The following is a 14,304-nucleotide window of genomic DNA, read 5'->3' on the forward strand; positions in this document are numbered from 1 at the left end:
TAACAAAAAAAGTTAAAACAAATGAATAAGAAAATATATACATGGTTCCTAATTCCTGCCGTCATTCTGGGGCTTTTTAGCTGCGAATTAGATAGAAAACCATTCGAGACAATCGAAAAAGACGATGTGTACTCATCGAGTAATTCATTAGAAGCATTGACCTTGGGTAATTACGCTATCTTAAAGGGTAGTGGTATTGCCGATGGGTATTCTTGGGTAAATAACTTCTATCGTTTTGCCGAATATCCAGGTGATAATGTGGCTTTAAGTGGAAGTACAACCGATCCGCTGATGTTTATTTACAACTACAAACGTCAAACAACAGGATATCGTAAACAAGCTTTATGGACTGCTTCGTACAAAACAATTGTAGGATGCAATACCGTTATTGAACGAGCTGAAGCTGGTGCTTCCGAAGAAATTGATCACATGATTGGTCAGAACTACTTCTTAAGAGGTATGGTTTATTTTTACCTTACCAATGTGTTTGGTCGTCCTTATAATCAAGACCCAGTGTCGAACCTTGGAGTGCCATTAAAATTAACGACTGATGTTGATGATCAGCCAATTCGTTCTTCTGTGAAAGATTGCTACGATCAAATCGTTCGTGATTTATTAAAAGCAGAAGAGTTAATGACCATTGAGAAAACAGCTAGTTACGGAACAAAAGAAGCTGCTCAGGCCTTGTTGTCGCGTGTGTATTTATATATGGAAGACAATGATAAGGCCATTGAATATGCCGATAAAGTATTTACCTCGGGTCGTTATGCTTTGTTGTCGAAAGATGACTTTAAAAAGTACCCGCGTTTTACGCCAGATGATAACTCTGAAACTATTTTTGCTTTGCGTTATGTTGATGGAGCAGACAATCAGGGGCAATGGGATGATTGGTATACATTCCCGGGGATGTACGCTTCTGTGGATGCACAGGGTTATCCGTCTTTAACTGGTGCTGGTTGGGGTGAGCTATATGCTTCGGTGAGTTACCGCAATTTGGTTGATGAGTGGCCGGATGATGCACGTGGCGCTTTTGTTACTGGCATGGTGCTAGACGAAAGTAGCGAGAGTTTGTTTGGCGAGTGGTATGGTTTAAATGCATACGACAACGACGATTCTGATGCAAATATGAAATACAACAGTTACTTATTTCACCAAGATGAAGTGTCAGTTGATATGACCACTTTAAAACAAACATGGGAAATAGATTTGGATGGTGATGGAACAGACGAAACAACTGTTATCGAAGAGTCAACTATTACTGCACAGGTAGATCCTAAAACAGGTGTTACTAACTATAGTGTTACACCATACATGGTTAATACATCAACTGGTGCAACAACTATGCTCGATGCGCCTGTTAAATTGCGTATTAATAAGCTATTGGCAAGTCGTCAAACCTATCCAAAATACTTTGTTACAAAGTGTTCGGGTCAAGAGGGGAAAGGTCACTTGTGGTCACCAGTGGTTGTGCGTTTAGCTGAGATGTATCTGAACAAAGCAGAGGCATATGCTAAAAAAGGTGATATTGGCAATGCTTTAATGAATGTCAATGAGGTGCGTCGTCGTGCAATTGGTGCTGAAGCTGAGTATACTTCTTCAGACATAACACCTGAAATGACATTGTTGGATATCGTTCTTAAAGAGCGTCGTTTAGAGTTGGCTTATGAAGGGCATCGTAAATTTGATGTGTTCCGTAACGGTCGAACAATGAATCGCCATTACCCAGGTACACACCTACGTGGTAACGAACCTTTTTATGAGATGCTACCAACGTCGTTTGACATTGTTGAGTATCTTCCAGAAAAAGAGATTCAAGCACAACCAGACCTAATTCAAAATCCATAATACCTACAAATGAATAAGGCGATAAGCGATTATCGCCTTATTTTTAAACTGAAATAATAAGGAAATCTGATTTAATTGGGTGATAAGCTGATTAACAACAAACGAATGGTTATGAACAGAATTAACAAAGTACTTTTTCTTTCAACAGTATTATTCGCATGTGCTCTTACTAGCAAAGCACAAACAATTAGTAAACCTAACATCATTCATATTTTAGCCGACGATGTAGGGTATGACGATTTAAGTTGTTTTGGTTCAAAAGATATCAACACGCCCAATTTGGATGCTTTAGCAGCCAAGGGTATGAAATTTACCAGCTTTTACGCTCCACATGGTACGTGTACGCCATCTCGGGCAGCTCTTCTAACAGGGCGCTATGCTCCCAGAGTAAATAATGGCGAGGGTTTATATGTTTTATTTCCTCATTCGAAAACTGGTTTGGAGGATGAGTTAGAAGTCACCATTACCGAACTGTTAAAGCAACAGGGTTATTCTACTGCTTTGTACGGTAAGTGGCACCTCGGACATCTGCCTCAATTTTTGCCATGTGTACACGGTTTCGATGAGTTTTTAGGTATTCCTTACCCCAATGATCACGGACCAGAGCGTATTGGTAACAGTGGTTGGAGGCCTAACGGAGTGAGCGATCCGGCCATTCCATTGATTGAGCAAGCACAAGTTATCAAGCGTTGCGATAATAATGACATTGCCGAATTACCTGCCCTTTTTACGCGTGAGGCTTGTAAATTTATCTTTCGATCGGTAAAAGCAGAAACACCTTTTTACTTACAATATGCCAATATTGAAACGCACACCCCTTGGTTTGTGCCAAAGGGCTTCGAGGGGCAAAGTAAAGCAGCGGCTTATGGCGATGCGGTGGAATACTTAGATCGTTCGGTTGGCATTATTGTTAACACCTTAAAACGCTTGAAAATAGAAGATAATACCATCATCGTGTTTTCATCGGACAATGGACCTTTGGTGCATCAGGATGAAGAATTAGAGAATTGTTATGGCAAATTTGGGTATACAGATCCAAATCGTCAGCATATTTTGCGTGAAGGAAAGTATCAAGAACGTTTTGACGGGGGGATTCGTGTTTCGTGTATCATGAGTTGGCCCAATCATATTCCGCAGGGAACGACCTGTGACGAGCCTGTGGCAGCCATGGATTTATTTACAACATTCGCTCATGTAGCAGGTGCTCAAATACCTACTGATCGAATTATTGATGGGAAGAATATTTTACCCTTAATGAGGCAAGAGGATGGGGCTGTTTCGCCACATAAAGCTATCTATGGATTTAAAGCACGAGGTGGTTTAATGAGTGTGCGCTATCAAAACTGGAAATTGATAATGCCGGGTAAGCATTGGACTGGAAATGTGGCTCAAGCGCAATTATTTAATTTGGATAATGACATCGGAGAGAAGACCGATGTGGCTGATCAGCACCCGAAGATTGTTAAGCAGATATTAAAACTGGCTGAAAAAGCTGATTTAGCAATAAAAGAAGACAAAAACTTATAACAAACTAAAAATATTAACACCATGTCATCAAGTAGAAGGTCGTTTTTGAAAAATATGGCTATTGGAACAGGCGTTATCGCTTCGGCTCCTTTGGCAGGATGTACTACTAACACCAAAACTAACGAGGTTGTTGGTCATATTCGTAAATCGGCAGAGCGTTTGCCTGCCATGAGTTTTAACATGTGTGGCTACGCTGCTCCCAAATTGGAAACTGTGCGAGTAGGTTTTGTGGGAATCGGCGACCGAGGCATTGGCGCTGTTGACCGCATGGGTTTTATCGAAGGAGTTGAGGTAACAGCCATTTGCGATACCCGTCAGGCAGCACTAGATGGCGCACAGGCTTCGCTGGCTAAGGCTGGTTTGCCAAAAGCCAAAGAATTTACAGGTAGCGATACTGCCTTTAAAGAGTTATGTGAGAGTGGTTTGGTTGATTTAGTATACATCGCTACACCTTGGGAATGGCACGTGCCAGTGGCTATTGCTGCCATGAAAGGTGGAAGCCATACAGCCGTTGAGGTATCTACTGCTAAAACCATGGACGAATGTTGGGAGATGGTTGAAGTATCGGAGCAGACCAAAAAACACTGTGTGATATTGGAGAACTGCTGTTACGATTTCTTTGAGTTATTGACCTTGAATATGGCACGTCAGGGTGCTTTTGGTGATTTGGTGCACGGTGAAGGAGCTTATATCCACGATTTGGATTATTGGCATTTCAACAAGCCAAAGGACGATAAACCACGTGGCGATGGAGCTTATGACAAATTGTGGCGTTTGCACGAAAATACCCGTAAGGCCAATGTATACCCGACGCACGGTTTAGGACCTATCTGTCAGGCTATGGATATTAATCGTGGCGACCGTATGGATTACTTAACGGCCATGATGTCGGATGATTTCACTTTGAAGCATCGTATTAAAGAGCTGGCTCCTGACAGACCCGATTTGCAGCAGTTTATTGGTAAGGAAATGCGTGGTAACATGGATATGCAAATGATTCGTACGGCCAAAGGTCGTACTATGATGATTCAGCATGACATCAGCTCGCCACGTCCATATTCACGTATACACATGTTGAGCGGTACTAAGTGCTTTGCTCAGAAGTGGCCTTTACAACACATAGCATTTGGCCATTCGAAGGCTGATGATGCCAAAATGAAAGAATTGCAAGAGAAATATACTCCTGAAATTGTACGTCGTATCGGTGAGATGGCTAAGCAGGTTGGAGGCCACGGAGGTATGGACTTTATGATGGATTGGCGCTTGATCGACTGTTTGCGTAATGGTTTACCAATGGACATGGATGTGTATGACGCAGCCTCATGGTCGTGTATTACGCCTTTGAGTGAGTGGTCGATATTGAATGGCTCCAAGCCAATTGATATACCTGATTTTACACGCGGAAAATGGAAGACGAATAAGCCAGTTGAGTTAACCCTAAAAGGTGGTGGCACAACAGGTGTTCGTAACTTAAAAGAAGCCGATTCTGGTAAGCAATTGAATGTGCACTAAAAGCAATTAGTTTAGTATTGCTGGCCTAAAGGTAGGGATGTAAGTGAGCTCTTTCTTTAATGATATTGTGAAAGTCGCAATTGTAAGATGAATTTATCTGCTTTGCGATTTTTACTTTTATACGGATTGGCATACAGAATGGGAACTTTTTTTATGCTTTAGGGATGAAGTCCTAGAGTGAGTATATAGTAATAGATGATTAAAAATAAAAGATATAAAATGAAAATTATAGGACTAACATTATTTATTACTGTTGGCATGCTTTTGATGGGCTGCGTCAGTTGTAGTGATGATGGCAAAACAACGCCTGATGATAAAATACCCACTTTGGATATCCGTGTGCCTGCAGGTGGCAATACGTGGCTGGTGGGTAATGTTGATAAAGGCGCGCAACTAATAAGTGAGCAGGGAGTTGCCAATTGGACTTCAAAGACAGATGTTTTTCGTATTTACTTTAAGTTGCCGGCTACAGGGGAATTGCATCTTGGTTTAAATGCCAAAGTCATAAGTGGTAAATCGCAATTGAAATGCACCCTCAATGGGGTGTCTAACGAAGTGGAACTAAAATCGACGCGTATAAGTAATACTTATGTGGGGGCGTATACCATTAACGAACCTGGGTACTATTGTATAGAAATTGAAGGCTTGTCAAAAGAAGCAGCAACCTTTGCCGAGATCAAGGATGTGATGTTGGGAGGAGAAGCAACAAAAGGTAAAGTGTACTTTGTTAATGAAGAGTTTTATTGGGGACGTCGTGGTCCATCGGTACATCTCTCATACGAAGTACCAACTGCCGTAAGTGATGTGGAATACTTTTACAATGAGATAACAGTGCCAGAGGGACAGGATAAAGTAGGATCGTACTACATGGCCAATGGCTTTGGCGAAGGATACTTTGGTATTCAGGTTAATTCAAATACCGAGCGCCGCATATTGTTTTCCGTTTGGAGTCCTTATCAAACCGATGACCCAAGTTCTATACCTGAAGAGGATAGAATTAAATTAGTACGAAAGGGCGATGGTGTAACAACAGGCGAGTTTGGTAACGAAGGTTCGGGTGGCCAAAGTTATTGGAAGTACAATTGGATAACGGGTAATACCTATCAATTTTTACTAAAAGGTGAACCAGTTGATAATGGTTATACCCAGTATACAGCCTGGTTTAACGGACCGGAATTTAATGAGTGGCAATTAATAGCCAGCTTTAAGCGACCAAAAACACAAACCTGGTTGACGAGACCGCATTCGTTTCTTGAGAATTTTCATACAGAAACTGGGGCTCAAACACGCAAAGCATTTTATAACAATCAATGGGTTCGAGCTACCAACGGGCAGTGGTACGAGATGGTGAAGGCTCGCTTTACGGCCGATGCAACAGCACGTAAGGAGTCGCGCATGGATTATGCCGGCGGTGTTGAAGAGGGTAGCTTTTTTATGCAGAACTGTGGCTTTTTTAACCACACAACAGCAATTGATAGTGAGCATACACGTAGCGCAATAGGACAACAACCCGATGTTGATGTGAGTAAGTTGCCATAAGTAATTGATATAGCGATATAAACAATACATCCCTGATGAAGTCTTTAGGCCGATTCAGGGATTTTTTTACCCTAACGATAGCAAGCTAATTTGTGTTTTATAATGTTGATCTTATACCAATACTACATTGAAACGCGCCTTATTTTTTTTGTTCTTTTGAACATGTGTTTTGTTGAAATATATCGGCATAACTATGGCTATGCATCATTTTTTGCCTCACATAAGTCCAGAATATTCAAAATAATTTAAGTCTCATTTCAAATTAGAATTACTAATCAGCTTTTTTGTAATAACCTCAGTTCGATTAAAATTAAACAGCTCAGGTTTTATTAAATGACTGATATACAATATAAATTTTTGAAGCATAGCTAGCTATGGTGATAAAATTTAGAGAAGTAGATCTGTTATTTAATAAAAAGCATGGATTTCCACTTGTAAACAACTGTTTTCTTCGTCATAATTGCTTACCATAGCCCGCTATGCCTTCGCAAAGATTCCTTGAAACCAATTATTTACAAGCGGTCTGAGCTATTAATTTTATGTCGAACTGAGATTAATAAACAGAATCTTAAAGCTGATATCGAACTAAGGTTATCAGTTTCTCATTTTCAATAATAGACCTGGACATAAAATATTTATAGCAAGTCTGCAAAGGAAGTAATCATGATTTCTTCCGGTTTTTTACGTCCGGGAAAGCCAGACGCCATAACCATTCCGTAAGCACCTGCATTATGTATCACTACAATGTCATTCTCTTCAATTAAGGGAAGGTACCGGTCTCTTCCGATAAAATCAGATTGTAAAACCGTGGCAGCTCTTACATCATAATGTTCTGCACCGTTTTCTTTACCTAATACTTCAATTAAATGGCATGCATTATATAGTATAGGTCTTGCAAAGCCGCCAAAGCCAACGTCAATAGCAACCTGTTTTTTATCCTGCAGTTGTTTGATATTTGTGACTTTTGCCAATAGTATGCCGGCACTTGCTACAATTGATCGACCCGGTTCAATTTTAAGTTGAATATCTCTGTTGAAATTGGTACTTAAATCTTCAGTAATATTTGCATAGTGTCGCCCTATTGTTTCAAAATCAAAGTGTTTGGTTTTGCACTCGCAAAATACACCAAAGCCACTGCCGAAATTTAGATATTCCAAATCTTTAAAAGAACTGGCACAACGTCCTAAGTAATCTCCAAATTTCATACAGGGAACAGTATCGAGTATGTTAGATGCTAAGTAGCCATGTACACCGTTAATTTTGCAAGATGCCTGGCGGGCAATTTGTGTAACTCTTTTAAAGTCTTCTTCTTTAATTCCAACATCAGAATGTTTGTACGAATTTGTATGATCTTTGTTTAGTATGATATCATCCTTTATATTTACTCTAATGCCAAAAGAGTAATTAGAAGTCAGTTGGCATAGTTTCTCAACTTCTTCTATCGAATCAAGGTTTAGCTGTACACCTTCGTTTATCAAATGTCTTAGAGAATCTTTATCAAGACCAATAGAAGTAAATGAAATACACCTTTTATCAAAGCCAATATCTTTAACTAACTCAAGCTCATTAAGTGAGTTGACCTGAACTGAGCCCCCAAGCTTTCTGATTTCCCTTAATACATCTTTGTTGTTGTTACACATAACCGCATAATGAATTTGCATATGCTGATAAGGGAATGATGCCTCAAGTAACTTGTAATTAGCTGAGAGCTGATCCTTTGAGTAGATGTATACAGGTGTATTGAACTTTTGATATTTGGAAACCTCACTCATGATTTCAAATTAAAATGGTTAAACTAAACGCGAAAAGCGTTTATTAGACTTTGGAAAGTCAACTCCCATTGCAAAGAATGTAAACATCCCTAATGTAAAAGCACTATATAGGATATCCCAAGTATATACAGGAGCATGCAATTCACGTTCAACCGGTATAAGAGTTATTATTGCTCCAATTAACATCGATATCATGGCTGTCCATTGGTAAAGTCTCAATCCATATAAGAAGGGTGTTTGAACCTCACCACGGTAGGCTTCCTCAACAAAACGACCGATTCCTGAAAGCAAAAGATAGACCCCAAATATCATAGAATATGATACATTGTTGAACCACATTGAAAGAAGAGCAAAACCGACAAAGAATAACCAAATGATTGCATATAGGGGGGTCGGGTGGAGTGCTTCTCCTTTCATATGCGATAAGCCACAAACCCTTGATCGTGGATGAAAGTAGCGTATACCTATGTCTGTAGTCTTTACCTTGCTTCCATGACAGCAACCGTTAATTAGGCATCTTAATCGACCAATTGCCTGAATCCATGGCATGAAAACCGAGATCACTCCAATAACTACCCAAACCTGGTATCCAATTAAGTGCATTGCCCATGCTGAGAATATAATTCCGACGAGTGCACCATAGTAGCCATATGGTCTTTTAAGTTTTTCAGATCCTTCAATAAATTGTGCCCACAAGGCGGAGAATACGATGACAATAATGCCAAAAATCACGATGGCCCACACATATTCTACTCCGACTAACCAACCCGATAATGCAACCCCTAAGAAAGCTCCTGCTCCAACATAAAATCCATGGTTAATAATACGTATCGAACCAAATTCCCACTCTTTCCATGAATTAGCGATTTTCTCCGATGTACTTCTCAAAACATTCCAAATTCTTTTGCTCTTTACAATTAAACCATATAGCACTAAGGAGGTAAGTAAGTTAACGGGCGGCTGTTTAGTTGAACCCACAATAATGATTAATAGCAATAGTGATAGTAAGCCAATGAAATATCGCCATCGGGGGTAAGCATGGGCATATGTGTTTCCAATAAGCAGTAACCAACAACCATTAAATAGCCATCGATTCGTGTCTGACAAGGCATCAGCCCAAAAGATATTTTGCCATGAAAAAGAAACCGAGTTATACAGATTTATTTCTGCAAACGGAAGACAGACTAAAGTGGTGTAGACTACCAGTATGTTTAATAGAGTGACTGACTTAATCCAATCCCGTAATTCTTTTTGAGTTAGTGGTAAGATGGGCGTTAAAAGGATAAGAAGTATCGCAACATAGTCAATGCGTACTATTTCAGGAATGTTTTTAAATATCCAATTGGTAGTATTGGTACTGTCACCAATTGGATCAAATGTCAAAAATATCATCTTGGTTATCAGTATTAATAGTAATGGCAATAATGCCGCATTCAAGCGATGATTCCAATATGGTTTTTGATTATTATTGGCCGGCCAGGAAAAGAAAACTGGCTCATCGTAATCAGAGAATCGTTCTTTAAGTTGTATTCTCTCATAACCCCACACCAAAGCTGTCATACTTAAAATAAGTATTGGTGAAACAAGCCAAAATCCCCCAGAAGAACCAAAGTATATGGATGCACCGAATAACATTGAGCCAAAACCCCAATAGATAGGATGCCTTAATAAATAGTAGGGCCCCTTTTTTACATATGTTTCTGGTGGATACGCATTGAGTGGTAGGCCTTTGCCAAAGTACATTATTGCAATCATTCCCCAAAGAAGCATTATCGAGCCCAATGCAAATAACGCTACACCCCATTTTACTGAGTAAATAACCGACCAATCACTTAAGGTATCAATTGTTTTACTCCAATAGAATAGTGCTACTGGTAAAACGATGGTGAAAAAGGCGCTATAAATAATTTTTTTATACACACTCTTAATATTAACCATAATGTCCTGTGTTATTTTTTCTTCATTTTTTGATAATAGATTGTTGCAGCTAATGCTCCGAAAGAGCAGAAGTAAGCGATGGATCCGAATAATATTTTAGTAGTTGAATAACTACTAAAGGCCGAAACAATAGCCATTTGCGAAGGGTAATATGCCGGCAATACTTGTATAATCATTTTGTTTTGCGCCCCAGAATAGAACAATGGATTTTGTAGCCATCCGGCATCAATATTGGCCAGTAAAACAATCAGCAATATTCCCTCCAGTTCTCCTTTAAATACACTGCCAATCAGTAAACCATAGCAGCCGTAGGTTAAGCCAGACATCACCATGGATATAAAAAAGCCAGCAAAACTAACAGGTGTAAAAAACAAAAGCATGGATAAGCTGATGTAGGTGGAAACAAAAATAATGACAACAAGAAGAACTAAAAAGCTACTGCCCATTAACTCTATTGGATGATAGCCACATATAATCAGCCGTTTATTCACGTCAACCATTTCCTGAATAAGACTCAGACCAATATACGATGATAAGAAACCCACCGTAGCAACTGCAAAAAAGACGAATGAACTATTGCGTTCTGAAACCTGCAGAATTAATTTATCAGCAATAGATGCTACTTCAAAAGGCATGATTCTCTCCGACGTGGTTAGGTATACCATATAGAAGAAAGCACTGGGTATTACAATCAATAGTAATGGAATAATTCTTTTTCGTAGAATCATTCTCAGTACCATGCCACTGCTTATATATAAACGTATTTTACGCATCAAATTTTCCATTATTAAGTTGATACACTCTATCAAACAAAGACTTGTCAGTTATCAAATGTGAGACTAGTAGTACACTGTTGCCAATATCCTTATATAAGCTTATAAACTCCCAGAAAGAATGGTATGTCTCCCAATCAAAACCATTATATGGCTCATCAAGTATTAATAAATTTGGTTGATGAATTAAAGCAAGCGCCAGATTGAGTTTCTGTATCGTGCCACCACTCAATTGGATCACTTTTTGGTTCTTGTATTGTTCAAACTTAAACAGTTTCATCAGGTAATTAAAGTGCTCTTGATTGATTCGTTCGTCCGGTTGGAGACCATAAGCTGCAGCAAAATACCGATAGTTCTCCTCTATCGTTAGTTGCTTAAATACCAAAGTTTGTTGCGGGCAGTAACCAATTGAGCATTTTGTGCTTAACTTCCCTTCGTCAGCTTTCCAATATCCAACAATAATTTTGACAAGTGTAGATTTGCCTGCGCCATTTTCGCCCACGATCGCTTTTAGTTGAGCAGGACCTATATCCAGATTTATCCTGTTTAAAACCGTTTTTTTACCGAATGATTTTTTAATATTTTCTGCCTTAAGCATTGCCTCAAAATATGTCTAATTAAAATCAACCAATTCATGTATTGCCCACCCTTCAGATATTACTTTCTCTTGATGGTAGAGTGTACCTTTGCTTAGCCACTTTGTTTCATTCGTTTTTAGAAACAAATCGGGTATCTGTTTATTAAAACCGGAAATAAATTGTAGGATACCTCTTGCTACTTTAAGCATTTTATGCCCCCTTTCCAGTATTCTTTCCAGCTTCAATTTTAGCTTTAGTTCCATTGTGGGAATAATTATTTCCTCATCATTTAACACACTGGCCACCACATAATCACCATTGTGCCATACCCAGCGTTGAGCTTGGGCTCCGGTAAAGTCAATCCAAACAAGGTTTATGTTATCAGAAATAAACCGACCCCAGCGTAATTTTTTAATCTTAAGTTTCCATGGCTCAATTGTTAGTGAAAGATGTTCAATATATCCATAGCCTTTCAAATCAAGTTGATTGTTTAAGCCTATATTAGCTGACGAACTGCTTTGGTAACAATGCCAGTCAAGCTTTCCTTTTTCTGAATCATACAGCCTGGATTTTAAACTACTTCCTTTTTGTTTCCAATGGCCTTTTATGCCCAGGCTTTCATCATCCCATTGGATACATTCTCCTTTAAGCTGAGGCCATTTACTAGTTTTAAATTTTGTTTTTATGACAGCTTCCTTGCCTGGTTCTGAAATTAACAGACTTTTGTAGGGTATAACAATTCCCTTTTTTCTCATTTCAGCAGCATAGGCAATAATACAAGTGCCTTCTTCAGATACACAATCCATAAACCATTTAGAAACGCTAAACTCTGTGTTGGCTTGATTAGTGGTATGTTTGTTTATTGACTTCATCATAGTCTTTAATCTCTAATGATTGTGTTGACCTTTTATTAAGTACATCCATGAGGAACTTTTTAGCCGGCCATTCATACACAACTGGCAAAGTGCACTTGGTTAAGTATGAAAAATCGGCTTTTTTCATATTCTCATGGTGCTCATTAATTAATTTTAAACCCTTATTTGCCTGATGAACGAACCAAGCTTGGACTGAAGGGTGTGAACGATCTCTAATATAATCTGGCCTGATGCCAAAACGCTCGCAATCTTCTTTGCTTATATTGACATAGCCAGCTTCCAAATCGGACTCGTAATCCTGTAGGTCGTAATGAATTCTGGTAGCTAATCCAAGCGGCTGAAGAAGTGTATATTTATCCGGTTCTTCTTTAAATAATTTGAGTGTTGCTTTGATAGTACCTCTCACATCCATGATGTGAAAATGATGCAATAATTCTTTCTCAGGAAAAATAATATACTTTCCCCTTCTTTTAGCATCAAACAAAAGGCTGGACAATATATCATCTGTTTCACCTGTAAAGTCCTCACCAATTTTGTTGGCCAGCTCCATGCAGTATATCATTAAATAGTCTACCTCATCTGCAGGATTGATCAATAACTTGGAAAATGCCTGCTTCGAACGGATATATTCTTCTGAATCTTTATAACCTTTTGGTACAGGTGCATCGCCATCAACAATATCATCAATATAACGCATCAATGTATAATACGATTCCAGAAAATTTCCTCTGGAAGGACTAAATGATATATATTTAAATAAACGCAAATAAATTAGGAAACTTCGGTACTTCCAGGCTCTGGTTTCTAATAAATAGTTATATACCTTATGCCTCATCTGAAGAGCTAATTGATCAGATTTTTGTAGCTTTTTCATTGGAAAATATTTACGCTAACAACTTTCATTTATCACTGATGGTATGCCGAATTATATAAAGTTATGGAAGTTATTGAAGAAACTCCATTTGTCAGAAAAATAAGTTTGAAACGTTTTTATGTCTAAATGAATGGGAATGGTTAGATAAAAGTGTGACCTTATAATAGAAAAGGCTTTGGAAGCACTTTGCTTAGTAAATGCTATTTTTTTAGTTCAGGTTTTATAGTGATGAGTCGAATGGTATTGTGCAAATCTCAGCTTATATCTTGCCTGTCTGTTAATAGCGATACAACAACTCCGTACTTACTCCCAGGCTTAATACAATCATCTCAATTGTTGAGTTGCTATTTATATAGGTAATGTCTGGGGCAGAAACTCTTATGTCTCCTTTTTGTACATAGGTTATTTCCTGACTGGAAACATATTTAATCTGAATATTTACCCAGTTATACAACATAAAGCCTACCCCCAAAGATAGGTTAGAAACGTTGTCAGTATACTTCTTCATTTGATGCGTTTCTACCTCGTCCTCTGCGTTAAAAAAAAGCTGTTCAAAAAATGTTGCTTCATCTACAATGGTATACCATGATCTTGCTTTACTCCATGTTTTGCCCATCCCAATTTCAAGGTAGGGCGAAAACTTCTTTCGAGATGCAAATCGGAAGCGGTTTATGAAATTGAGTTGATGGAAATGTACGCTGGTAGCCAATTCTAAACCATGCCAATCAGCCCAATCTTTTCCTCCATGGTAGTATTGGTATTGTATACCAGGTTGCCAAAAAAGAGCACTTATAATTGGACTAATAACCAGGTCGGTACCGAAACCCCACAAGTTCTTTTTTGAATAACGCGATGAAAAGTCGGCAATTGGAATGCCATTAATAAGGTTGAGTGTAAGGTATGCATTCCCAGCCTCGTCATGCCACTCTGCTCTTATTAAATCATTCGATTTAATCGTGTCATTTTCAACCTGTGAATAAGTAAATGTTGAAAAAGCCAGTAGTAAGATGGAATTAATAAGGACTATTTTCATTTTTATACTTGTCTTGTTGATTTTGCAACAAGTTATTG

General features: G+C 38.7%; 11 protein-coding genes. 4 read left to right on the plus strand and 7 right to left on the minus strand.

The genetic code is table 11. The features are described 5' to 3' along the window. Positions 1 to 21: 21 nt before the first annotated feature. The 4 genes from FNN09_RS04775 (at position 22) to FNN09_RS04790 (ending at position 6,423) form a co-directional block, all read left to right on the plus strand. Positions 22 to 1,845 carry a RagB/SusD family nutrient uptake outer membrane protein gene (locus tag FNN09_RS04775; protein WP_143300340.1) on the plus strand — a complete coding sequence of 608 codons (1,824 nt, stop codon included), beginning with the start codon at positions 22 to 24 and terminating at the stop codon, positions 1,843 to 1,845. A 111-nt stretch (positions 1,846 to 1,956) separates the two neighbouring features. Continuing rightward, positions 1,957 to 3,372: a sulfatase gene (locus FNN09_RS04780; protein ID WP_185968871.1), complete on the plus strand. Its 1,416-nt coding sequence runs from the start codon at positions 1,957 to 1,959 to the stop codon at positions 3,370 to 3,372. A 21-nt stretch (positions 3,373 to 3,393) separates the two neighbouring features. Continuing rightward, on the plus strand, positions 3,394 to 4,884 hold the full coding sequence (locus FNN09_RS04785; protein ID WP_143300342.1) for a Gfo/Idh/MocA family protein: 1,491 nt from the start codon (positions 3,394 to 3,396) through the stop codon (positions 4,882 to 4,884). A 219-nt stretch (positions 4,885 to 5,103) separates the two neighbouring features. Continuing rightward, entirely contained in the window at positions 5,104 to 6,423 is a 1,320-nt protein-coding gene (locus FNN09_RS04790) for a DUF3472 domain-containing protein (RefSeq protein ID WP_143300343.1), read from the plus strand. Positions 6,424 to 7,058: 635 nt separating this feature from the next. Here the strand turns inward: FNN09_RS04790 and FNN09_RS04795 are convergent. From FNN09_RS04795 to FNN09_RS04825, 7 genes are all read right to left on the minus strand, one after another. Continuing rightward, complete coding sequence (locus FNN09_RS04795; protein ID WP_143300344.1) at positions 7,059 to 8,195, minus strand: hypothetical protein; 1,137 nt, start codon at positions 8,193 to 8,195, stop codon at positions 7,059 to 7,061. 18 nt (positions 8,196 to 8,213) lie between these two features. After that, positions 8,214 to 10,133: a prolipoprotein diacylglyceryl transferase family protein gene (locus FNN09_RS04800; protein WP_143300345.1), complete on the minus strand. Its 1,920-nt coding sequence runs from the start codon at positions 10,131 to 10,133 to the stop codon at positions 8,214 to 8,216. Positions 10,134 to 10,144: 11 nt separating this feature from the next. Beyond that, a complete protein-coding gene (locus FNN09_RS04805; RefSeq protein ID WP_143300346.1) occupies positions 10,145 to 10,918 on the minus strand; it encodes a hypothetical protein in 774 nt (257 codons plus the stop codon). Continuing rightward, a complete protein-coding gene (locus tag FNN09_RS04810) occupies positions 10,899 to 11,504 on the minus strand; it encodes an ABC transporter ATP-binding protein (RefSeq protein WP_143300347.1) in 606 nt (201 codons plus the stop codon). Before FNN09_RS04810 ends, FNN09_RS04805 begins: the two co-directional genes overlap by 20 nt. Positions 11,505 to 11,519: 15 nt before the next feature. Continuing rightward, positions 11,520 to 12,359 (minus strand): hypothetical protein, encoded by an 840-nt coding sequence (locus FNN09_RS04815; RefSeq protein WP_143300348.1) that lies wholly within the window; start codon positions 12,357 to 12,359, stop codon positions 11,520 to 11,522. Further along, complete coding sequence (locus FNN09_RS04820) at positions 12,328 to 13,233, minus strand: hypothetical protein (RefSeq protein WP_143300349.1); 906 nt, start codon at positions 13,231 to 13,233, stop codon at positions 12,328 to 12,330. The genes FNN09_RS04815 and FNN09_RS04820 overlap by 32 nt, the downstream gene beginning before the upstream one ends. A gap of 277 nt (positions 13,234 to 13,510) precedes the next feature. After that, entirely contained in the window at positions 13,511 to 14,266 is a 756-nt protein-coding gene (locus FNN09_RS04825; RefSeq protein WP_143300350.1) for a hypothetical protein, read from the minus strand. Positions 14,267 to 14,304: the final 38 nt, after the last annotated feature.

The sequence above is a fragment of the Carboxylicivirga sp. M1479 genome, assembly GCF_007097485.1.
Lineage (GTDB): Bacteria > Bacteroidota > Bacteroidia > Bacteroidales > Marinilabiliaceae > Carboxylicivirga.